Origin of the sequence: Halomicrococcus gelatinilyticus, from assembly GCA_024227995.1 — an archaeon.
GTDB classification, from domain to species: Archaea; Halobacteriota; Halobacteria; order Halobacteriales; family Haladaptataceae; genus Halomicrococcus; species Halomicrococcus gelatinilyticus.
Window position 1 is genome coordinate 1,497,586 of the sequence record CP100465.1, and the last position, 22,040, is coordinate 1,519,625.

General features: G+C 69.6%; 19 protein-coding genes and 1 tRNA gene. 10 read left to right on the plus strand and 10 right to left on the minus strand.

Annotated features, from left to right (window positions below; all coding sequences use genetic code 11):
• Positions 1–39: 39 nt before the first annotated feature.
• Positions 40–435 carry an SHOCT domain-containing protein gene (locus NKT36_RS07980; protein ID WP_327050518.1) on the minus strand — a complete coding sequence of 132 codons (396 nt, stop codon included), beginning with the start codon at positions 433–435 and terminating at the stop codon, positions 40–42.
• A 109-nt stretch (positions 436–544) separates the two neighbouring features.
• Here NKT36_RS07980 and ileS point away from each other — a divergent pair, with 109 nt between their 5' ends.
• A complete protein-coding gene (ileS, locus tag NKT36_RS07985; protein WP_327050519.1) occupies positions 545–3,796 on the plus strand; it encodes an isoleucine--tRNA ligase in 3,252 nt (1,083 codons plus the stop codon).
• Between the two features lie 42 nt (positions 3,797–3,838).
• Here ileS and NKT36_RS07990 read toward each other — a convergent pair whose 3' ends face one another.
• The 4 genes from NKT36_RS07990 to NKT36_RS08005 all read right to left on the minus strand — a co-directional run bounded on the left by NKT36_RS07990 (position 3,839) and on the right by NKT36_RS08005 (position 7,236).
• On the minus strand, positions 3,839–4,117 hold the full coding sequence (locus NKT36_RS07990; protein ID WP_327050520.1) for a HalOD1 output domain-containing protein: 279 nt from the start codon (positions 4,115–4,117) through the stop codon (positions 3,839–3,841).
• Positions 4,118–4,283: 166 nt separating this feature from the next.
• On the minus strand, positions 4,284–5,165 hold the full coding sequence (prs, locus tag NKT36_RS07995; protein WP_327050521.1) for a ribose-phosphate diphosphokinase: 882 nt from the start codon (positions 5,163–5,165) through the stop codon (positions 4,284–4,286).
• Between the two features lie 223 nt (positions 5,166–5,388).
• Positions 5,389–6,183 (minus strand): HVO_0234 family beta-propeller protein, encoded by a 795-nt coding sequence (locus tag NKT36_RS08000; protein WP_327050522.1) that lies wholly within the window; start codon positions 6,181–6,183, stop codon positions 5,389–5,391.
• 174 nt (positions 6,184–6,357) lie between these two features.
• The gene (locus tag NKT36_RS08005) at positions 6,358–7,236 is read right to left on the minus strand and encodes a DUF7351 domain-containing protein (protein ID WP_327050523.1); all 879 of its coding nucleotides are present in this window, start codon (positions 7,234–7,236) and stop codon (positions 6,358–6,360) included.
• A gap of 134 nt (positions 7,237–7,370) precedes the next feature.
• On the opposite strand from NKT36_RS08005, the gene NKT36_RS08010 reads away from it, so the two are divergent.
• Together NKT36_RS08010 and glmM are read left to right on the plus strand one after the other, a co-directional pair.
• The gene (locus NKT36_RS08010; RefSeq protein WP_327050524.1) at positions 7,371–8,594 is read left to right on the plus strand and encodes an MFS transporter; all 1,224 of its coding nucleotides are present in this window, start codon (positions 7,371–7,373) and stop codon (positions 8,592–8,594) included.
• Between the two features lie 67 nt (positions 8,595–8,661).
• The gene (gene glmM, locus NKT36_RS08015; protein ID WP_327050525.1) at positions 8,662–10,026 is read left to right on the plus strand and encodes a phosphoglucosamine mutase; all 1,365 of its coding nucleotides are present in this window, start codon (positions 8,662–8,664) and stop codon (positions 10,024–10,026) included.
• Between the two features lie 30 nt (positions 10,027–10,056).
• Here glmM and NKT36_RS08020 read toward each other — a convergent pair whose 3' ends face one another.
• Positions 10,057–11,805: a tryptophan--tRNA ligase gene (locus NKT36_RS08020; protein WP_327050526.1), complete on the minus strand. Its 1,749-nt coding sequence runs from the start codon at positions 11,803–11,805 to the stop codon at positions 10,057–10,059.
• Positions 11,806–11,909: 104 nt separating this feature from the next.
• Positions 11,910–12,935 (minus strand): tRNA-intron lyase, encoded by a 1,026-nt coding sequence (endA, locus tag NKT36_RS08025; RefSeq protein WP_327050527.1) that lies wholly within the window; start codon positions 12,933–12,935, stop codon positions 11,910–11,912.
• Between the two features lie 103 nt (positions 12,936–13,038).
• Here endA and NKT36_RS08030 point away from each other — a divergent pair, with 103 nt between their 5' ends.
• The 3 genes from NKT36_RS08030 (at position 13,039) to NKT36_RS08040 (ending at position 15,332) form a co-directional block, all read left to right on the plus strand.
• On the plus strand, positions 13,039–13,773 hold the full coding sequence (locus NKT36_RS08030; protein ID WP_327050528.1) for a phosphatase PAP2 family protein: 735 nt from the start codon (positions 13,039–13,041) through the stop codon (positions 13,771–13,773).
• A gap of 70 nt (positions 13,774–13,843) precedes the next feature.
• A complete protein-coding gene (locus tag NKT36_RS08035; protein ID WP_327050529.1) occupies positions 13,844–14,596 on the plus strand; it encodes a topoisomerase DNA-binding C4 zinc finger domain-containing protein in 753 nt (250 codons plus the stop codon).
• Between the two features lie 103 nt (positions 14,597–14,699).
• Positions 14,700–15,332, plus strand: a complete 633-nt coding sequence (locus NKT36_RS08040; RefSeq protein ID WP_407652211.1) for an HAD family hydrolase — start codon at positions 14,700–14,702, stop codon at positions 15,330–15,332.
• Here NKT36_RS08040 and NKT36_RS08045 read toward each other — a convergent pair.
• Entirely contained in the window at positions 15,301–17,688 is a 2,388-nt protein-coding gene (locus NKT36_RS08045) for a DEAD/DEAH box helicase (protein ID WP_327050531.1), read from the minus strand. The two genes, NKT36_RS08040 and NKT36_RS08045, sit on opposite strands and share 32 nt — an antisense overlap.
• 171 nt (positions 17,689–17,859) lie before the next feature.
• On the opposite strand from NKT36_RS08045, the gene ilvA reads away from it, so the two are divergent.
• The 4 genes from ilvA (at position 17,860) to NKT36_RS08065 (ending at position 19,852) form a co-directional block, all read left to right on the plus strand.
• On the plus strand, positions 17,860–19,071 hold the full coding sequence (gene ilvA, locus NKT36_RS08050) for a threonine ammonia-lyase (protein WP_327050532.1): 1,212 nt from the start codon (positions 17,860–17,862) through the stop codon (positions 19,069–19,071).
• An 85-nt stretch (positions 19,072–19,156) separates the two neighbouring features.
• Positions 19,157–19,537: a RidA family protein gene (locus tag NKT36_RS08055; protein WP_327050533.1), complete on the plus strand. Its 381-nt coding sequence runs from the start codon at positions 19,157–19,159 to the stop codon at positions 19,535–19,537.
• A 2-nt stretch (positions 19,538–19,539) separates the two neighbouring features.
• Positions 19,540–19,728, plus strand: coding sequence for a hypothetical protein (locus NKT36_RS08060; protein WP_327050534.1), 189 nt, complete (start codon positions 19,540–19,542; stop codon positions 19,726–19,728).
• Between the two features lie 42 nt (positions 19,729–19,770).
• Positions 19,771–19,852 (plus strand) — tRNA-Ser (locus NKT36_RS08065).
• A 31-nt stretch (positions 19,853–19,883) separates the two neighbouring features.
• Here NKT36_RS08065 and NKT36_RS08070 read toward each other — a convergent pair.
• Positions 19,884–20,033, minus strand: coding sequence for a hypothetical protein (locus NKT36_RS08070; RefSeq protein ID WP_327050535.1), 150 nt, complete (start codon positions 20,031–20,033; stop codon positions 19,884–19,886).
• A 42-nt stretch (positions 20,034–20,075) separates the two neighbouring features.
• Positions 20,076–21,884, minus strand: a complete 1,809-nt coding sequence (gene minD / locus NKT36_RS08075; protein ID WP_327050536.1) for a cell division ATPase MinD — start codon at positions 21,882–21,884, stop codon at positions 20,076–20,078.
• Between the last annotated feature and the right edge of the window lie 156 nt (positions 21,885–22,040).

Genomic DNA, 22,040 nt, shown 5'->3' on the forward strand with positions numbered 1-22,040 from the left:
ACGGCATCTCCGCGTGGACAGTGTTCGAACGAATACGTCCTACTCCCGTTCGCGCTCGGCGCGGACGCGGTCTTCCGCGCTCTCAAGGGAGTCGGTGTCGAGCAGACGCTCCAGCTTCCGCTCGAACTGCTCGTCGGTGAGTTCGCCCTGCGCGTACCGCTGGCGGAGCGTTTCGAGCGCGTCCTGGGTGCTGTCGTCGTCGGTCGCGTCGCGCTGACGGCGGTCGCGCGACCGACCGTCCCGCCGGTCGTCATCGTCGTCTTCGTCGCCGAACAGGATACCCGTTATCGGAACGACGACGACGTAGCCGACGAGCAGGGCGGCGAGCCACCAGTCCTGACCGGTGAACATCGCGGCGAGCCAGGTCCCCGTGACGAGCGTCGCGACGACGCCGCTCGCGTTCTCGCGGAGTCGGTCGCGCGGCGTGGCGGTCATACGCGACGTATCGGCCAGGTGGTAGAAAAAAGGCGCGGACGGGCGTCGACGGTGCAGACGGGTCTGCGTAACCGAACCCGATTTAACTTCGTAGAAGAACAGGGAGCATATGAGCAAGTTCGACGAGGTCGACGACCAGTACGAACCGGGCGCGGTCGAGGACCGCGTGTTCGAGTACTGGGACGACGTCGACGCCTACGAGAAGGCGGTCGAGCACCGCGAGGACGCCGAGCCGTTCTTCTTCGTCGACGGCCCACCGTACACCTCCGGGGCCGCCCACATGGGCACCACGTGGAACAAGACGCTGAAGGACGCCTACATCCGCTACCACCGGATGCGTGGCTACGACGTGACCGACCGGCCAGGCTACGACATGCACGGCCTCCCCATCGAGACGAAGGTGGAGGAGCGGATGGGCTTCGAGAACAAGAAGGACATCGAGGAGTTCGGGATGGAGAACTTCATCGAGGAGTGCAAGGAGTTCGCCGACGAGCAACTCGAGGGGCTCCAGAGCGACTTCAGGTCCTTCGGCGTCTGGATGGACTGGGACAACCCCTACAAGACGGTCAGCCCGGAGTACATGGAGGCCGCCTGGTGGGGCTTCTCGCAGGCGCACGAGCGCGACCTCGTCGAACAGGGCAAGCGCTCCATCAGCCAGTGCCCGCGCTGCGAGACCGCCATCGCCAACAACGAGGTCGAGTACGAGGACGTCGAAGACCCCTCCATCTACGTCAAGTTCCCCTTGCAGGACCGGGAGCGCGAGGACGAGCGAAGCGAGTCCTCGGAGGGTGCGAGCGACGAAGCCGCGAGCAGCGATGCCTACCTCGTCATCTGGACGACGACGCCGTGGACCATCCCGGCGAACACCTTCGTCGCGGTCGACGGGGAGATGACCTACCAGGGCGTCGAGGCCGAGCGCGACGGCGAGACCGAGGTGCTGTACCTCGCCGAACCCTGCGTCGAGGACGTGCTGAAGAAGGGCCGATACGAGGACTACGAGGTCGTCGACGAGGTCACCGGCGAGGAGATGGTCGGCTGGGAGTACGACCACCCGCTCGCCTCGGAGGTGCCGGCCCACCCCGACTCCGAGGACGCACTGCAGGTGTACACCGCCGACTACGTCGAGGCCGACCGCACGGGGCTGGTCCACTCCGCGCCCGGCCACGGTGAGGAGGACTTCCACCGCGGCCGCGAACTCGGCCTCGACGTCTTCTGTCCGGTCGAGGGCGACGGCGTCTACGACGAGTCGGCCGGCGCGTACGCCGGCGAGTTCGTCAAAGACGCCGACGACGACATCATCGCCGACCTCGAAGCGAAGGACCTGATGCTCTCGTCGGGCACCACCACCCACAGCTACGGGCACTGCTGGCGCTGCGACACGGGCATCCTCCAGATCGTCACCGACCAGTGGTTCATCACGGTCACCGACATCAAGGACGAACTGCTGGCGAACATCGAGGACAGCGAGTGGCATCCACAGGAGGCCCGCGACGAGCGCTTCCGCAACTTCGTCGAGAACTCGCCCGACTGGAACGTCTCCCGGCAGCGCTACTGGGGCATCCCCATCCCCATCTGGACCCCTGAAGAGTGGGACGGCGACATGGACGACGCGGTCGTCGTCGGCACGCGCGAGGAGCTCGCCGAGCTTGTCGACCAGGACGTCGACCCCGACGAGGTCGACCTCCACCGGCCGACGGTCGACGAGTTGACCATCACGAAAGACGGCACCACCTACACGCGCGTCCCCGACGTGTTCGACGTCTGGCTGGACTCCTCGGTGGCGTCGTGGGGCACGCTCGACTACCCGAGCGAGCAGGAGGACTTCGAGGAGCTGTGGCCGGCCGACCTCATCATGGAGGCCCACGACCAGACGCGCGGCTGGTTCTGGTCGCAGCTCGGCATGGGAACCGCCGCGCTCGGCGAGATTCCCTACGAGGAGGTGCTGATGCACGGCTACGCCAACATGCCCGACGGGCGCGGCATGTCCAAGTCCAAAAACATCACCATCGAGCCCGACGAGGTCATCGACCAGCACGGCGCGGACCCGATGCGGATGTTCCTCCTGTCGGTGACGCCGCAGGGCGAGGACATGCGCTTCTCGTGGGACGAGACCGAGAACATGCAGCGGGACCTCAACATCCTCTGGAACGTGTTCCGGTTCCCGCTGCCGTACATGCGCCTCGACGGCTTCGACCCCGACGACGTGAGCGTCGCTGACGCCGACCTCGAACTCGTCGACGAGTGGGTGCTCTCGCGTCTGCAGACGGTCACCGCCGAGATGACCGAGCACTGGGAAAACTTCCGCCAGGACAGGGCGCTGCACGCCCTGCTGGAGTTCGTCGTCGAGGACGTCTCGCGGTTCTACATCCAGGTCGTCCGCGAGCGCATGTGGGAGGAGGAGGACAGCGCGAGCAAGCGGGCCGCCTACGCGACGTTCTACCACCTCCTCACGGACCTGGTCGCGCTGCTCGCGCCGTATGCGCCGTTCGTCACCGAGGAGATCTACCAGAACCTCACCGGCGACGCGGGCCACGACACCGTCCACATGCTCGACTGGCCGGAACCGGACGACGGCCTGCAGGACGAACAGCTGGAGACCGACGTGGCAGTCCTGCGCGCCGTCGAGGAAGCCGGGTCGAACGCCCGCCAGCAGGCCGAGCGCAAGCTCCGCTGGCCGGTCCAGCGCATCGTCGTCGACGCGACCGACGAACGCGTCGTCGAAGCGGTCGAGCGCCACGGCGACCTGCTCGCCGACCGGCTGAACGCGCGCGGCGTCGAACTGGTCGGCCCCGACGAGCAGTGGGGCGAACTCAACTACAGCGCCGAGGCGGACATGAGCCTGCTCGGGCCCGCCTTCGGCGACGACGCCGGCCGCGTGATGAACGCGCTCAACGAGGCGCGCGTCGAGGAGGCGTCCGTCCCGGCCGTCGAGGCGGCGGTCGAGGACGCCCTCGGCGAGAGCGTCGACCTCGACGAGGAGATGGTCGAGTTCGTCACCGAGACGCCCGAGGGCGTCAGCGGATCGCCGTTCGCGACGAACGGCGACGAGCGCGGCGTCGTCTACGTCGACACGACGCTCACCGAGGACATCGAGAGCGAGGGCTACGCCCGCGAGGTCATCCGGCGCGTCCAGGAGATGCGCAAGGACCTCGAACTCGACATCGAGGAGCGCATCCGCCTCGACCTCTCGGTCGACGACGACCGCGTCGCCGACCTGGTCGAGCGCCGCATGGACCTCGTTCGCGAGGAGGTTCGCGCCGACGAGGTCGGGACCGTCGACGACGGCCACCGCAAGGAGTGGGACGTCGAGGGCGTCGAGATGGAGATTGCGGTCGCGCCGCTGGCGGAAGCGCAGGCGTAGACGGCCCCGTCGCGTTCCGAGCGCGGACGGGCGGAGCCGACGTTATGCTACCGAGACGACGAACGTCCCGTCGCCGTTGACCGTCACCAGGTAGTCGTCGATGCCGAAGGAGACGCGGCCCCTGTCGCGCGGCGTCCCGTCGGCCTTCGCGCCGAACAGCGCGTCGAGCGCGTCGGGGTCGACCACGTCGTACAGGGTCGGGCAGTCCTCGATCACCGTCGAGAGCGCCTCGGCGACGCACGTGCTGAGCGCCACCGACCCCACGTTCCACGTTCCACTGTACACCACATCGTTCCGGTCGTCGTTCGAATCTTCCCCCATGGTCAGGTTACGGCGGCGAACGTAGCGATCGCCACCAGACAGGTTCCTCTCGCATTGATATCTCCTCCGCGGTCTGTGTCCGGTCGGCGAGTGTAGCGGCCCGACGGATATGAAGGTTTGCGTCGGTTGCGAGACGTTTTCGTCGATTCCGGAACGCTCGCGTCGCTTACGAGTCGATAGCGGCCGCGACGGTGGGCGCGACGGACACCGCGCTCACGACGCGCTCGACGGTGTCGGTGCCGTAGACGGTCTCGACGCCGGCCCGGGCGAGTTTCGTCCGGGCGTTGCTCGCCAGCACGGGGTGGACGGCAGTGACGAACACCCGACCGACGTCGCGCTCCTGCAGCAGCGCGACCGCCTCGCTCATGGTCGACCCGGTGGCGATGATGTCGTCGGTGACGACCACGTCGCGGTCGGTCACGTCGGTGTCGCTGGGGCGCATCTCCACCTCGGTGTCCGAGAGACGGTGCTTCTCGAAGTAGTCCGTCGTCCCGTCGCCGTATGCGTCCCGGACGGTCGCCGCGATGTCGAGTGCGCCCTCGTCGGGCGAGAGGAAGACGGGGTCCGCCAGGTCGGCCGGGAGCGGTTCGGCCAGGCGGCCGGCGGCGTCGACCGGTTCGGCCGGCACGTCGAAGAAGTCACAGACGGCGTTCTCGTGGGGGTTGACGGTGAGCACGCGGTCGGTGCCGGTGCTGACGGCGCGCGCGACGGCCCGTGCCGAGATGGGGTATCCCGGTGCCGACCCCTCCTCGGCGCGACCCGGCGCGAGCGGCTTGTCCTGGCGGGCGTAGCCCATGTACGGCAGGACGGTCACGACCTCCTCGGCACCCCACTCCCGCGCGGCGTCCTGCAACTGGAGCAGTTCGAGGTGGGCGTCGCTGGAGACGGTCGACGCGACGATTATCGCCCGGTCGTCCTCGAAGCCGGGCGCGCTCGCGAGCAGTTCGCCGTCGGGGAACGAGCGGTACTCGACCTGCGCGAGCGGTTCGTTCAGTTCGTCGGCGAGCGAGGCCGAAAGCGACTGCGAGGTGGACGTGCTCAGTATCATACGCGAACGCTGGAGTGCCCCGGTTAAACTCGTTTTCACTCCCGTTCGCTGCCCTGACAGGACGTCACATTTCCGGCGGGAGACGGACGCCGACGGACCGACCGCCGACGGACCGACCGCCGACGGACCGACCGCCGACGGACCGACCGCCGACGGACCGACCGCCGACGGACCGACCGCCGACGGACCGACCGCCGACGGACCGACCGCCGACGGACCGCATCTACGGCACCGCGATGGCCGCGACGTCGCGCAGACCGATGCTGCGGTGGCGCCAGCCGTCGCCGACCGTCACGAGCAGCGTCCCGTCGGCCGTGACGGCGTAGGTGCCGTCGCCGTAGGCGACGTCGACGACGGCGGAACCGGCGGGTAGCGATTCCGCCTCCCACTCGCCGTCGTGGCGGGCGAAGAGGCCGCCAGGGGTCGCGGCGTGGACCCGGTCGCCGTCGGCGGCGACGACGCGGACGTCGCCCTCGTACTCCTGCATCCAGCCGTTGCCGAGACGGTAGACGCCGTCGGCGGTGGCGGCCAGCGGCGTCTCGGCCGCGGCCACGTCGCGCACGTCGTCGAGGCCGGCGTGCTGGACGCCGTCGTCGAGCGCCCGGTCGACGCCCTCGTCGGTCGCCACGAGGTCGCCGTCGATGGCGCGCACCTCGCCGACCGATCCGAGTTCGCGCCAGTCCTCGCTGCCGGCGGGGCGGCGCGCGAGCGTCCCGTCGGGCGACGCCGCCAGCAGGTCGTCGCCGTCGAACCCGACCGCCACCGCCGGCCCGAAGTCGAGCGGTTCGAACGCGTCGTCGAGGACGTCCTCGTCGGTGGCGACGGCGAGTCGCGCCGCGGCGTCGTCTCCGCCTCGTCGAGTCGCCACGTCGAGGGCGGTACAGCGGTGCGTGATGCCGAACTCGCCGACGATGTCGTCGGACACCGCGACGGTCGCCACGCCGATGTCGGCGGCGACGTAGACGGTCGTCGCACCCTCGCGCTCGCCGTACACGCGCTTCTCGTCGATGCTGACCATGCGCGGGCGTAGCCCCTCGGCGCGCTAAGGCGTTCGGGTTCCGGCGCAAGTTCGCGTTCGAATCGGCGTAACGTCGTTCGCTGCAGCGAAGAAGACCCCGAAAGTCCCCCGCTTCGGTTGGTCGGACGAGCTTCGTCGGTGGACGGAACGGTGCGTCGTGAGGGTTTCAGCGGATTACCGCTCCACCACGGCCGTCTCGACGACGGTCGCGGCGGCGTCGACGGTGACGTGGAGTTCCGCGTCGTCCGCCGGGATGCGGAGGCGGAGCCGCACCGGGTCCCCCTCGACGAGGTCGAGGGAGTCCCGGTGGAGCGCCCAGTCGAGGTCCCAGAGCGGGCGGTCGTCGACGTCCGTCGTTCGCGTGGCGAGGAAGTCGACGACCCGCGGGTGGTCGCGGACGAGGCAGCCCGGAGGAAGGTTCGCCCGCGCCCAGCACTCGGTGCAGGCGACGCGGAAGCGGTGGGAGACGTCGCCGGTACACCTTGGCGGCGCGGCGTCGGTCACCGTGGCGGTCATCCGCGACCCGCACTCGGGACAGGTCCCGGCGGCCGCGAGCGCGTTCCAGCGGCGCGTCCAGCCCTCGAACGCCTCCAGGAGGTCGTCGCGCCGCGTCGCCGGCCCGGGCGGAAAGGGGCCGTGGAGCAGTTCCTCCCCGCAGTCCTCGCAGGCGACGTAGACGCGCTCGCGCTCGTACCGGGCCGAGAGCGACGCCGCCCCGCAGGCGTAGCACGTCCCGGGCGCGAGCAGCGACTCGCCGGCCGGCCGGTCGGTGAAGATGCCGGCGGTGAGCGCGCTCGCCACCTTCCGGCCGGCGTAGGTGAGCGCGTAACCGTCCTCGCGCTCGTGGACGAACCGCCCGACGAGCTGCTGGAGGTGGTAGTTGAAGTTGCCACTGTCGCGGAGGCCGACGCGCCGCTTCAGTTCGGCGTAGGGGAGCGCGGCGTCGCCGTCGCGGAACGCCCGCTGGAGTTCGTAGACGATGGCGATGCGGCGCTCGTTGCCGATGGCCGCGAACACGTCCGCGGCGGCGGGGTCGTCCTCCTGCCCGTCCATGCTCGTTCGTTCTCCCCCGGAGGCTTATATCGCCCGGCGAAGCGTTCGGACCCTGCAGAAGTGTCAGCTCGCTATGTGTAGTTCCGTGCGCAGAGCGCCTATCAGGGCCGCACCACTGGTACCGCCTGTCTACCATGCGGCCCCGGACCCGGAGCGTCGGCCTCTACTACGGCTACAAGGCGACGAAGGCGGTCGAGTTCTACCGGCCGATCATGTACCTCTACTTCCTCTCGCAGGGGCTCGACTACACCCAGATCGCCGTTCTGGAGGGCGTCTACAACGCGACGACGGTGCTCGGCGAGGTGCCGACGGGGTACGTCGGCGACCGCATCGGCCGGCGCAACAGCCTCCTCGTCGGGACGACGGTCATCACGGCGACGCTGGTCGGCATCGGGCTCGCGGACTCGTTCCCGGCGCTGACCGCGCTGTACGTCTGCTGGTCGATGGGCTACAACTTCCGCTCGGGCAGCGACGAGGCGTGGCTCTACGACACGCTCTCGGACGAACTCGGCACTGACCAGTTCGCCGACGTCCGGGGCCGCGGCAAGGCCGTGGCGCTGTCGGTGGGCGTCGTCGGGTCCGTCGTCGGCGGCTACCTCGGCGACGTCGACCTCGCGTACCCGTTCTTCGTCGCGGCGGCCATCACCGGCCTGGGCGTGCCCGTCCTGCTGCGCATGGACGAACCGGCGAGCTACGACGAGTCGGGGGCAGCCGAGCTCGGCCTCGGCGAGGCGCTCGGCGTCGTCCGCGAGACGCTCTCGCGGCGGAACGTCCGGGCGTTCGTCGTCTACTACTTCGTGCTCTTCTCGGCGGTGATGTATCTCGTGTTCGTCTACCTCCAGCCGGTCGTCGAGACGGTCGCGCCCCAGCTCGGCGTCCCGGCAGGGCAGGTGACGCCGCTGCTCGGCTGGTTCTACGCCGCCATCAGCCTGGTGTCGGCCGGCCTGAGCTACAAGACCGGGGCGATACGGCGGCGCGTCGGCATCCGGCGCTGGTTCCTCGTCGTCCCGTTCGCGGTCGGCGGGGCGCTCGCCGCGCTCGCCGTCGTTCCGGTGCTCGCCATCGCGACCTTCCTGCTCGCCCGCGGCGTGGCGGAGACGACGCGCTCGCTGGCCTCCCAGTACGTCAACGACCGCATCGAGACGCTCGGGCGGGCGACGGTGCTGTCCGCGCTGGCGATGGTGAGTTCGCTCGCCGTCATCCCCGTGCAGTTCGGCAGCGGCATGCTTTCCGACGCGGCGTCGCCCATCGTCGCCCTCTCCGTCGCGGGCGGGGCGCTGGTCGCCGGGTCGTTTGCCGTCCTCGCGTGGGAGTCACCGGTCAGCGCGGCGACGGGACGACCGACCGAAGCGGAGTAGCGGTCTTCGGATAGCGGACCACCGGTCTTCGGAATCCCTTTGAATACAGGGACCTGACCTGCCGCACATGAAGGTGTTCGGGTCGAGCGGGACTCGGGGGGTCGCGAACGAGGAGTTGACCCCCGAGTTCGTGCTGAAGATCGCCAAGGCGGCGGGGACGGTGTGGCGGTCCGGCCGCATCGCGCTCGCACGGGACACGCGGGCGACCGGGGACATGCTGGCCGACGCCGCCGCAAGCGGTCTCGCGAGCGTCGGTGCCGACGTCGACCGTCTCGGCGTCGTGCCGACGCCGGGCGCACAGGCGTACGCCGAGCGCGAGGGCGTTCCGGCGCTGATGATCACGGCGAGTCACAACCCGCCGAAGTACAACGGCGTGAAGCTCGTCGGCGACGACGGCATCGAACTCACCGTCGACGACCTCGAACGGGTCGAGGAGAAGTTCCTCACGGAGGCGTTCGACGCCGCCCGGTGGAACGAGACGGGACACGGCCACCGAGTCGAGGACGCCCGCGACCGCTACGTCGACCAGTTGCTCGCGGCCGTGGACCGCGAGCGCATCGCCGACGCCGACCTCACCGTCGCGCTCGACCCCGGCCACGGTGCGGGCGCGCTCACGTCGCCGTCGTTCTTCCGGAAACTGGGTTGCGACGTCGTCACCGTCAACAGCCAGCCCGACGGCCACTTCCCCGGCCGCGACCCCGAACCCGTCCCCGAGAACCTCGGCGACCTCGGCCGCCTCGTCAGGGCCAGCGACGCCGACGTCGGCATCGCCCACGACGGCGACGCCGACCGCGCCATCTTCTACGACGAGACCGGCGAGTACGTCGAGGGCGACGCCACGCTCGCCGCGCTGGCCGCCGCGGAACTCGACCCCGGCGACGCCGTCGTCTCCGCGGTCAACGTCTCCCAGCGCCTCGTCGACGTGGCGAACCGGACCGACGCGCGACTCGAACTCACTCCCATCGGGAGCACGAACATCATCACCCGCATCCGCGAACTCCGCCGCCAGGACGTCCACGTCCCGGTCGCCGGCGAGGGCAACGGCGGCATCTTCTTCCCGGACTACCGCGTCACCCGCGACGGCGCCTACACCGCCGCGAAGTTCCTCGAACTGCTGGTCGACGCCCGCGCCAGCGAGGTCGTCGCCGACTACGACGGCTACCACAACGTCCGCGTCAACGTCTCCTACGCCGACGACGCCGAACGGGACGCGCTGCTCGCCGCCGCCGAGCGGACGGCCACCGAAGCCGACGCCGACGTGAACACGAAGGACGGCTACCGCCTCGACTACGGCGATGCCTGGGTGCTCGCCCGCCCCAGCGGCACCGAGCCGATGGTCCGCATCTACGCCGAGGCGCGCGAGCGCGACCGCGCCGAGACGCTCGCCGAGGAGATAGAGTCGACGCTGCTCGCCGCGAAGGCCAGCGTCTGAAGGCGCAGAAAGAGAAGCGGTACGGCTGTTCTACGTCCGCGGCGAGTCGAGTTCGAGGTCCAGGTCGTCGAGCAGCTCCTCGACCTCCGCGCGCTTCTCCTGGTGCTCTTCGAGGAAGTCGCGCATCAGTTCGGCGGCCTGCTCCTTGCAACCGCCGCAGAGGCGCTCGCCGCCGACGCACTCGTCGTAGACCTCCTTCGCGAACTCGTCGTCGTCGCCCGCGAGCAGGTAGGCGTACAGCTCGTAGACGGGGCACTCGTCGGCCTTCCCGCCGAGTTCGCGCTGCTTCTCGGCCGTCTCGCGGCCGCCCGTCGTCGCGGCCTTCACCTTGTCGTAGCCCTCCCCGGGGTCGTCGAGCAGGCTGATGTGGCTCGCCGGAACGGACGAGGACATCTTCCCACCGGTGAGTCCGGTCATGAACCGGTGGTAGATGGACGAGGGCGGGACGAAGCCGTAGCCGCCGTGCTCGACCTCGACCTCGCGGGCGAGGTCGTCGGCGTCCGCGTGGGAGAGGTCGAAGGCGTCGACGTGCTCGTCATAGACTCGTTTTTCTCCGGGGATAGATTCGATGAGCGCGGTAAATGCCTCCTCTGTCGCGTTTCGATCGAGAAATCGCATTCGTTGCCGGAGAGGTTCCTTTCCGGCCTCTTTGAGTTTCTCAATAGCGCTATCGTAAACGTCAAGGTCCAACTCGGGAGGAAATGCTTCTACTGCCAACGGTTCCTCTATCACGCCAGTAAAGTCTATCGGCAGTGTGAACTCACCGTCTTCATAGAATTGTGATCGGTCGAGGAGTGCTACGTCCTCTTCAACTAACTCACCCCTTACTCCATAGGGATGGGCATCCTGAAGGTCTGGCCACATCCCCGCGTACACCTGCAGAAGCTCGGCAGCTAGCCCACATCGAATCGCTCGCCGATCAATATCTAAGGTGTGGCAGGCCTCTTCGAGATTGCGACGTACCGAATCAATAAGCAGACGCTCCTCGTCGTCCACCTCGAAGCTAGCGTATGCCTCGGTCACGCCGAAGTAGCGCGTGCGGGCGGCGAGGTCGCGGGCGAGCCGGACGTGGGGGTCCTGGTCCGGGCCGACGGGGATGACGGTCGGCTTCGGCTCGTCGAGTTGCGGGTAGCAGATGTCGGCCATCTGGGTGACGACCGACTGCATGTGAGAGACGTCCGTCTCGCCGGAGAAGCCGTAGATGTTCTCCAGTTCGGAGAAGTTGGCCTCGATGCCGAGTTCGAAGGCGAGGTCCTGCAGTTCGCGGTTGTCGGACTGGCGGTAGAGCGTCCCCTCCTCGGGGTCGAAGCCGAGCGCGAGCAGCGAGAGCAGGTAGTCGCGGGCGTGCTCGTCGATCTCGTCCCAGGAGAGCCCTCGGGCGCTGTGGGCCTCCAGGTCGGCGATGAGGCCGTAGGTGTCGCCGCCCTGCTGCTGGTGCCAGATGAGCTCGTCGAACACCAGCTTGTGGCCGATGTGTGGGTCGCCGGTCGGCATGAACCCCGAGAGCGCGGCGAACGGCTCGTCGTTGCGCATCGCCTCCGCCACCCGGCGGTAGTCGCGGTGCCCGAAGATGACGCCGCGGCGCATCAGGTAGTGGGGGTTCGGGACGTCCTCGAGGACCTCGTCGAACTCCTCGATGCCGAAGTCCTCGAACAGCTTCCGGTAGTCGGCGACCGTGGCCGACCCCCAGGGGTCCAGCACCACGTCGTCGTCTCCCGCCGCCGTTCCTCCGTCGGGCAACGCCTGCGCCTCGCGCTCGCTATCGGTGTCTCGTGTCATGGTGTGAGTCGGCCGGCCGAAAGCCGCGTCGTTGTGCCCTGAATCGGGGCGGTTCGCGCAAAAATCATTCGGTCGGACGCCACGTCACGCGGCCGGACGCCACGTCACGGCGTCAGGCGACTCGCGCTCACCCAGGATATGGAGTCCGCACCGACCAGCGCGAAGGCGATTCGCTTGCGGACGCCGTGGGCCAGGCGCACGTCGAGCGCGAGGTCCCGCGGCGAGAAGACGTGGTCGGCGGGGAGCACGCGCACGAGGAACTCGGAGTGGCCGAGGTCGTCGACCGACGTCACGTCGGCGTACGTCCGGAAGTCGGCACCGAACTTGAACCCGGTCTTGGGGACGACGTCGCTGTCCCGGAGCGCGCGGTAGACGCGCAGGCGGCGGGCGAACCGTTCGCCTTCGACGTCGCGGCCGCGCTCGACGATGGCCTCGTAACCGCCCTCGACGCCGAGGACGCCCTCGGCCGCGAGGTGCGCGGCTTCGAGCAACGACAACTGGAGGACGTCCACCTCGCCGCGGTCGCCGAGCGGTTGCCCGTAGAAGGCGTCCTCGTGGACCGCTGCCGGCGGGTCCCACAGCAGCACGCGGTCGCCCAGCAGCGCGCCGTCGAGGCGGTCCGGCAGGTCCTCGACGGTCGACCCCGCGACGTCGGGGCAGTTCGTCTCCAGGTAGGTGATCTCGCTCTCCTCGTCGACGACCGCCAGCACGACGTCGCCGAGGTCCCGCGCCGGCACGGGCTCGCGCTCGGCGACGACCCGGACGCGGTACAGCACCTCGTCGTCCCACGGTCCGCTCCCGCGCGGGAAGACGGCGAAGTCCGACCCCGCCGACGGGTCCGCGACCCAGTCCTCGCGGTCGGGCGAGAGGTAGAACCCCCGCTCGCGGAGGTCGGCGTAGACGAGGAACCGCGCGCCGAAGTCGTCGCCGGTCGACTCCCGGAGGAACTCGCGGAAGCCCGCGCCCCCCACCGAGTCGAGGTCCCCCCGGAAGAGGAGGTGGGCCGCCTCGACGCGCGAGAGGGCCACGTCGTTGCCCGAGAGCGGGTGCCCGTACCCCCGCGAGTCGTAGTAGCGCTGGCGGGCGTCGCCCTCCACGACGACCTCGTCGCCCCGTAGACGTCCGTCCATGGTCGCCGTTCCGGTTCCCGGCGTCAAACGGCTTCCGGTGTCCCCTCGTAACTGGAGTCGAGCGTTCAAAACTGATAAGAACCGCACCTGTAATCTTGCAGGTATGTCTCGGGGATTCGGAGCGGTCCAGTTCACGTCTCGCCTTCCGGACGCGGTGACCGCCGTCGCCGGGGTCGTCACGCAACTCGGCGACATGTGGTTCGTCGTGGTCGGCATCTGTGTGCTCTTCGTCCTGGCGTCCCGATACCCCTCGCTCACCGACGCGCCCGCGGGCGACAGCGTCTACCTGCTCGCGCTGGCCGTCGGCGCGTACTCGTTGACGGTCGCACTCAAGCAGGCCTTCGGACTGCCGCGACCGCCGGGCGCCGCGACCGCGACGCCGCCGGCGTGGCTTCCGTCGGTCGGGCACGCCGTCTACGAGTCGATGGTGACCGGCGACGGCTACGGATTCCCCAGCGGCCACGCGCTGAAGACGACCGTCGTGTACGGCGCTGGTGCGCTCGCACTCGACGTCTGGGACCGCGACCGCCGACTCGCCGTCGCAGCCGCGGTCAGCGTCCTCGTTGCTGCCTCGCGGGTCGTCCTCGGAGTCCACTACGCGGTCGACGTCGTCGTCGGAGCAGCCGTCGGCGCGCTGTTCCTGGCCGGTGCCGTTCGTCTCACCGACCAGCGTCCGGCGCGAGCGCTAGCTCTTTCGACGGTTCTGGGTGGGCTCGCGTTCGCGGTCGCCGGAACGACGAAGTCGGGCGTCGCGCTCGCAACCGCCGCGGTCGGACTGGTCGTCTGGGTCGGGGCCGATCGCGTCCGCGGCGCGAAGGCGGGCGCGACGGACAGGTAGTGCTGCCGTTCGATCACCGCCTCGCCGACCGTCCTCAATTTTATACCGGAGAACGGGACCAGACCGGGCCATGTCCGACACACTCCGCGTGTTCGCCGGCGACTGCACCATCACGTTCGACGAGGACTCCCGACGACGACGGCGCGGCGAGGTGGTCGCGCTGCTGAAACCCGACGACACCCTGCTCGTCCACGACGTGGACGGCTACCAGCCGGTGGCCTGGCTCACACGCGCCGAGACCGCCCGCGCCACGGTCGAGGACGGCACCTTCACCCTCACCGCGACCACGAGCGACCGGCGCGTGCGCGTCGAATGCCACACCTGCCACGACGTCTCCCGGTACCCCGGGTCGGTCGCCGGCATCCCGGTCGGCGACTGTCCCGACTGCGAGGGGCCGCTCGTTCGCGCCGACGGCGACGTCACCTGTCTCGGCTGTGCGGCCACCTACCCGATTCCGCGCCGGGCGACAGTCCGCGAGGAGACCTGCGACTGCGACCTTCCGGAGATGCGCGTCGAACGCGGCGACCCGTTCGACGTCTGCGTCGACCGCGACTGCGACCCGCTCGTCGACGCGGTCCGCGAGCGATTCGATCGCGAGTGGGCCTGTCCCGACTGCGGGGCTGACCTCCGGATACTGGAGCGCGGCGGCATCGTCGCGGGTTGCGACCGGTACCCCGACTGCGAGACGGCGCTGGGGATACCGGACGGTCTCGTCGTCGGCGAGTGCGACTGCGGTCTTCCCGTCTTCGAGACGCGGACAGGCCGGCGCTGCCTCGACGCCGACTGCGACGCCGAGCGTCACCAGATACCGGAGCGAGGGTGACAGCGCGCCCGCCGTCGACGGCGAGCCTGCAGCGACGGAAACGATTACAGCGCCGGCGACCGTCGAGGCGACCGTGTCAACCCCCAGTGCTGTACTGTTCGACATGGACGGCGTCGTGGTCGACTCGGAGGACTACTGGGTCGACGTCGAAGCGGACCACATCTTCCCCGCGGTCGTCGAGAGCGAGGTGTCGCCCGAGGAGACGACGGGGATGAACTACCGCGAGATATACGGCTACCTCGACCGGGAGTACGGGACGACCGTCGACGAGGCGGAGTTCGTCACCACCTACGACGAGGCTGCCGAGGAGATATACGGCGAGCGCGTCGCGCTGATGGACGGCTTCCGCGACCTGGTCGCCGACCTCCGTGACGAGGGGACCGACGTTGCGCTCGTCTCCTCGTCGCCGCACCACTGGATCGACGTGGTGCTCGACCGCTTCGACCTGTCGTTCGACGCCGTCGTCAGCGCGGAGGACATCGACGCGCCGGGCAAGCCGGAACCGGGGATCTACGAGCACGCCGCGGACGTGCTCGGTCACCCGCCGGCGAAGTGCGTCGCGGTCGAGGACTCCGAACACGGCGCTGCGGCGGCGACCAGCGCCGGCGCGTACTGCGTCGGCTACCGTCACGGCGCGGCGGAGCTCGACCTCTCGGCGGCCGACGCGGTCGTCTCGAACGCCGAGGAACTCCGCGAGGAACTGTTCACTCGACCCGGACCGTCCGCGAGTCGGTGACCGGGACGAGCGGCAGGTCGGGGAACGTCACCCGGACGACGTACTCCATCTCGTCGTCCGTGCCGCCGAACACGCCGACCGGGACGGTCTCCTCCCCGTCGAGGTAGGTCGTCGTATCGGTCATCTCGACGCCGTTGACCGTGACGTCGACGGCGGCGCTCGCGCCGTCGCCGCGGTTGCGGACGGTCACGTCGCGCATGTCGTTCTCGCCGGCGGCGACGGTGTCGGGGAACGCACCCCACTCGATTTCGACCGCTGGGAGCGAGCGGGCGCTCTCGACGACCCGCTCGGCGACGCCCTCCGAGAGGCCGGCCCGGACCAGGCCGTCGACGCCGGCCTCGCGGACGTCGGCGGGCGTCTCGACGCCCTCGCCGGCGAGCTTGCTCGCACGCCCGGCCCCGACGCCGTCGATGGCCGTGAGTCCGACGGCGTCGGCGGGGACGCCGTTCTCGATGCGCGCCTCGATGCGCCGGGTCCGGTTGGCGGCGACGGGGCGGTCGAACCGCTCGAAGAACGCCCGGAGCGCCGAGAGCAGGCGGACGGCGTTCTGGCGGATGACCCAGGCGTCGCTGCGGAGGTCGGCGGGGGTCGACCCGCTCATGCTCGACCGCAGGATTGCCAGCACCTTCCGGCCGCCGGCCTCGAGATCGCCGGCGTCCTGGCCGACGAGGACGGAGTCGACGGCTTCGCGCTCGCTCTGGCGCGCGCTGACGCTGTCGAACTCCGCGGCCCCGGCGACCGTCCGGAGGATGGCGTCGGCGTCGATGTCCGGCAGGTTCGACAGGTCCGCGAACCGCTCGGCGGTGTCGAGGCGGAGGTAGAACTTCGAGGCGAGCACGCCGAGCGACGTCGCGGTGACGCCGAGGTCCTCGTCCGTCTCGACGAACCCGCGCTCGACGAGGTCTTCGAGGGTGCCCCGGACCCGCTCGCGCAACCCCTCGAAGTCGTACTGCTCGGGTTCGCTCTTGGCGCGGACGTAGTAGTAGGTCGTCTGCAGCCAGTCCATCACGTCGTCGAGGTCGGCGATGGTCCCCATCGCGATCTCGGCGTTGAGGTGGGCGTCGAGGTCGCCGTCCGAGCCAGCGCGGCGCGTGTCGGCAGCCGAGTCGGGGACGCCGGCGAGGCGGGACTCGATCTCCTTGCCCTCCCGGAGGAGGCGACGGTAGCGGTCGGCGTCGGAGTGGTCGCAGACGACCCAGCCGTATCCGACGTCGTCGTAGCCCGGGCGGCCGGCGCGGCCGAGCATCTGGAGCACGTCCAGCGGGCTCATGTCCACCTCGCCTTCCAGGGGGTCGTGGAGCTTCGTGTCCCGGAGGACGACGCAGCGTGCGGGGAGGTTGACGCCCCACGCGAGCGTCGACGTGGAGAACAGGAGCTGTATCTTGCCCTCGCGGAACCACTCCTCGACGAGGTCCTTGTCGTTCTTCGAGAGGCCGGCGTGGTGGAAGGCGACGCCGTCGAGGACCGACTTGCGAAGCGTCTCGTTCTCCAGTTCCTGCGTGTCGGTGTGGAAGTCGTAGTCGCCGCGCGCGCCGACGTCGAGGTCGCGTTCGGCGATCTCGTCGCGGGACTTCTTGGCGGCCTGGACGGTGTCCTGGCGCGAGGAGACGAACACGAGCGCCTGGCCGCCGTCCTCGATGTGGGGTTCGGCGAGGTCGAGCGCGCGGTAGAGCCGCCGGTACTTGTCGGCGAAGGAGTTGTCGCCGTGCGTGTACGTCTTCACGTCGGCGTGGAGGTCGACGGGGCGGTACTCGTCGCCGAACTCGAAGGTGGTCTCCGGCGGGGCGTCCAACCACTCCGCGACGTCCGAGACGTTCGGCATCGTCGCCGAGAGCGCGACGACGCGCGGGTCGGAGAGCCGCCGGAGTCGCGAGACGGTCACCTCCAGGACGCTGCCGCGCTTGGCGGAGTCCAGCAGGTGGACCTCGTCGATGACGCAGACGTCGACGTCGCGGATGAACGAGTAGCGGCGCGTGTCGTGCTTGCGGGTGGCGGAGTCCGTCTTCTCCGGCGTCATCACGAGGATGTCGGCGCGCTCGGCGCGCCGGGGGTTGAGGTCGCGCTCGCCCGTGACGACGTAGACGGAGTGGCCGAGGTCCTCGAAGCGCTCCCACTCGCTCTCCTTCTCGTTGGTGAGCGCGCGCATCGGCGCGATGAAGAGCGCGGTTCCCCCGTCCTGTAGCGCCTTGCAGATGGCCAGTTCCGCGAGCGCGGTCTTCCCGCTCGCGGTGGGGGCGCTGGCGACGACGTTCTCCTCGCTTTCGAGCAGTGCCGGCAGCATCTCCCGCTGCATCTCGTTGAACTCCTCGAACGGGAACGCCTCCGCGAACTCGGGCACCACCTCGGAGACCTGCATCGTTTCCTACCCGGAACGGAGGGTAGAAATGCGTTTCTTTACCGCGGCGAAACCGTTCGGGGCGACGCTCGGCGGGTAGCAAGGCGCACGCGCAGCTCCGGATGTGTGTCGGCGTGACGGACGCAGAACGGTTCCCAAACGATAAAGAGACGCGAGACTTAGCGACCGAGCATGTTGGAATTCGCGGACGTCCTCGAGGCCCGGGAGCGGGTCGCCGAAACGTCCCGGCACACGCCGCTGGACTACTCCCACACGTTCTCGGAGATGACAGGGGCGACGGTCCACCTGAAGCTGGAGACGTTCCAGCGGACGGGGTCGTTCAAGATCCGTGGCGCGACCAACCGCATCGCGACGCTCTCGGAGGCGGAGAAGGCGGCCGGCGTCGTCACCGCCAGCGCGGGCAACCACGCCCAGGGCGTCGCACTCGCCGCGACGCGCGGCGGCGTCGACTCGAAGATCGTCATGCCCGACAACGCGCCCATCGCGAAGATCAAGGCGACGCGCGACTACGGCGCGGAGGTCGTCCTCGACGGCGAGGACTACAACGAGGCGCAAGCCCGCGCCCACGCCATCGAAGCGGAGGAAGGGCGCACCTACGTCCACGCGTTCGACGACCCGGCGGTGATGGCCGGCCAGGGCACCATCGGCCTGGAGATCCTCGACGACCTGCCCGAGGTCGACACCGTGGTCGTCCCCATCGGCGGCGGCGGCCTCATCAGCGGCATCGCCACCGCGCTGAAGGGCCGCGACCCCGACACGCGCGTCGTCGGCGTGCAGGCCGAAGGGGCGTCCAGCGTCGCCACCTCGCTCCAGAAGGGCGAGCGCCACGAACTCGACAGCGTCGACACCGTCGCCGACGGCATCGCCACCCGGAGCGTCGGCGAACACACGTTCGACGTCATCCGCGAGCGCGTCGACGAGGTCGTCACCGTCTCCGACTCGGAGATCGCCGTCGCGCTCACCCACCTGCTGGAGCGCGCCAAGACGCTCGTCGAGGGCGCGGGCGCGGTGGGCCTGGCCGCCACGCTCGGAGGGAAGTTCGACTACGACGACGACGAGGTCATCGTCCCGGTGCTCTCCGGTGGCAACATCGACATGAACACGCTCACGACGGTCATCATGCGCGGCCTCGTCCAGACCGGCCGGTACGTGAAACTCCGGACCGTGCTGATGGACCGGCCGGGCGCGCTGCGCGAACTTCTGGACGTCATCGCGGACGCGCAGGCGAACATCTACGCCATCCAGCACGACCGCACCTCCCGCGACATCGGCATGAACGACACCGAGGTCGAACTCGACCTGGAAACGCGCGGTCCCGACCACGTCGACGAACTGCTCGCCGCGCTGCGCGACAGCGGGTTCGACGTCGAGGTGCTGGTCTGAGCCTGCTCGTCTTCTCCAGTTCACACGGGTTCGCCGTCGAATCGACGTGACGTACGTTTAAGTTCTACGGCGTCGACTCTCCGATATGAAGCGCACCATCAGCACGCCGGACGCTCCCGAGGCGGTCGGCGCGTACAGTCAGGCGACGACGAACGGCGACGTCCTGTTCACCGCCGGCCAGATTCCGATGACCCCCGACGGCGAACTGCTCGACGACGAACCTATCGCCGTCCAGACCCGCCAGAGTCTGGAGAACGTGAAGGGCATCCTCGAGGAGGAGGGACTGACGATGCAGGACGTGCTGAAGGTCACCGTCTTCCTCGACGACATCGACGACTTCGACGAGATGAACGACTCCTACAAGGAGTACTTCCAGGACAACCCGCCGGCTCGCAGCGCCGTCGAGGTGGGGAACCTCCCGAAGGGCGTCGGCGTCGAGATCGAGGCCATCGCCAGCAGCGAGTGAGCGTGAACGACCGCGTCAAGCACAGCCTCCTCTGGGGAGCCATCGGGACGCTCAGCTTCCTCGTGCTCCTGCAGGGGTACGAACTGCTCGCTGACTACCGCTACGACCTCGCGGTGAAGTTCGGCGCGGCGCTCGTGGTCGCCGTCGGTTCGCCGGCGCTCGCCTACGTGGCCGACGGCGTCCTGCGATGAAAGGGAAGGGTTTAAACACCGCTCGCGGTTACGAACGTGTGGGCCGGGATGGCCGAATGGCAAAGCGCACGCCTGGAAAGCGTGTCCCCGTTAGGGGTTCTGGGTTCAAATCCCAGTCCCGGCGTTCTTCGATTACTCGACCGGCGAGCGGTGCGTCACGCGTTCGCCGACGACGCCGCCGTCCCTAAACCGCCCGCGAGCACGGCGAACGGTTGCCCGCCAACGTAGATGATGGCCCCGGCGCCGATGCCGAGGGCGAGCAGGACGAACAGCGCGACCCACCAGAACGGAACTGATTCGGCCATTTCTGGCAAAAGACGCGGCGCTCGAACAAACCGTTTCCGGCGTCAGCGGAACAGCGAGCCGATGCGACCGAACAGGCCGCCCTCGTCGTCGTCATCGTCCTCGTCGTCCGCCGGCCGTGCGCCGAAGTCGGACTGGCGGGACGGGTCGTCGCTGTCGAACGGAACGGCGTCGAGGTCGTCCTCCGTGTCCGCGTCCATGGCCGGGTCCGCGCCGCCTGCCTCCCAGGGTGCCTTCGCCGTGTCGTCGAGCGGTTGCTGCGACGGGTCGAGCGGGCCGTCCGCGTCGTCGGCGAGTTCGTCGTCGACCGCGCCGAGGTCGGGGGTCGACGTGTCGGGGTCGGTCGCAGGAGCGTCGTCGTGCGAGGGGTCTGGCGACGGCTGACCGCCGGACGTCTCGTCGAGTCCGGACGGCGCGTCGGCGAGCGGGTCGCCCGCCGGTGCGTCGGTCGGGTCGTCGCTGGCGTCGCCCGCGAGCGGGTCCGCGGCGGGGGAACCGGCAGTCGGGTCGTCGGCGGTGGGGGAGTCGCCAGCCGAGGCGTCGGCGACCGGGTTCTCGTCGGTCGACTCCTCGACGCGGGTGTCGACCGACCCGGACAGCGGGTCCTTGGCGGGGTCGTCGACGAGCGGGTCGGCGCCGGCCGCGTCCGCGAGCGGGTCGTCCGTCGGCGAGTCGCGCGTCTCGTCGGAGAGTTCGTCGGCGAACGGGTCCTCGCCGAGGGAGTCGTCGGGGTCGTCGGCGAACGGGTCGGGCGCGTCGTCACCGGGCGCGTCGACGGGGGCGTCGGCCGCGCTGTCGGCGTCCGCGAGCGGGTCCTCCGCCGGAGCGTCGTTCGCGGGCGAGGAGTCGGCGACCTGCTCGTCGCTGGACGGACCGCCGGTCCGGTCGGCGGTCGCGTCGGTTCGCGAATCGGCCGGGGCGCGCTCGTCGCCGCTCCCGGACGGTTCGTCGGCCGTCCCGGACGGGTCGTCGGCCGCGTCGAAGTGGTCGCCGGTCGGCGTCTCCTCCGCCGCGTCGACGATGCGCTCGTCGATGAGGTCGTGGACGGGGTCGTCGTCGAAGTCGCCGGCCTCGACCGCCGGTTCGGCGTCGGCGAGGGGCGACCCGACGCCGCTCGTCGCCGATTCGTCGTCGCCAGCCTCGCGCGCGGACTCGCCGGCGAGCAGTTCGGCGAGTTCGCGGTACGCCGCCGCGGCGGGAGCGTTCGGGGCGAAGGCCGCGAGCGGGCGACCGGCGTCGATGCCCATCGGGACCGTCTCGTCCTCCGGGACGACCGCGAGGATCTCGGTCTCCAGCGTCCCCTCCACGTCGTCGGCGTTCAGGATGTCGTTGCTACGCTGGGTGAGCACCGCGCCGCGGACGGTCCCGCCGACGTGCTCGGTCAGTTCGCCGCTCTTGGCGGTGTCGCGCACGGAGGCGACGTCCGGCGTGGTGACGAGCAGGACGGCGTCAGCGAGCGACAGCGGCAGCATCGTGTCGTAGCTGATGCCCGCGCCCGTGTCCAGCAGGACGAAGTCGTACTCCGCGCGGAGTTCGGCGACGACGCCCGGGAGGTTCTCCGTCTCGGACCTGGCGAACGCCTGGATGTCGGTACTGCTCGGGAGGACGTCGATGTCGCCCGGCGCCTCGTAGATGGCCTCTGGGACGCCCGCCTCCCCCGCCAGCACGTCGTGGAGCGTCGCCCCCGTCATCTCGAAGTCGAGGAAGCCGGCGATGTTCGCCATCCCGAGGTCGGTGTCGACGACGACCACGTCGTTGCCCGCCTCGGCGAGCATCGCCCCGAGATTGATGGCGGTGGTCGTCTTTCCCACACCGCCCTTCCCGCTCGCGACGGTGTACACTTGCCCGGTCATGTTCGTTACTTCGAACCCAACGACGACACGTATATAAAGTTAGTCCGTCCGTGGAGGGGAGGCGGCGAGATTTGCGCCGAGACGCGACGGAACGGACGAGTTCGGTCGCGGAGCGACGTCGCCGGAGCGCGGACGCGACGCTGCGCTGGCGAGAAT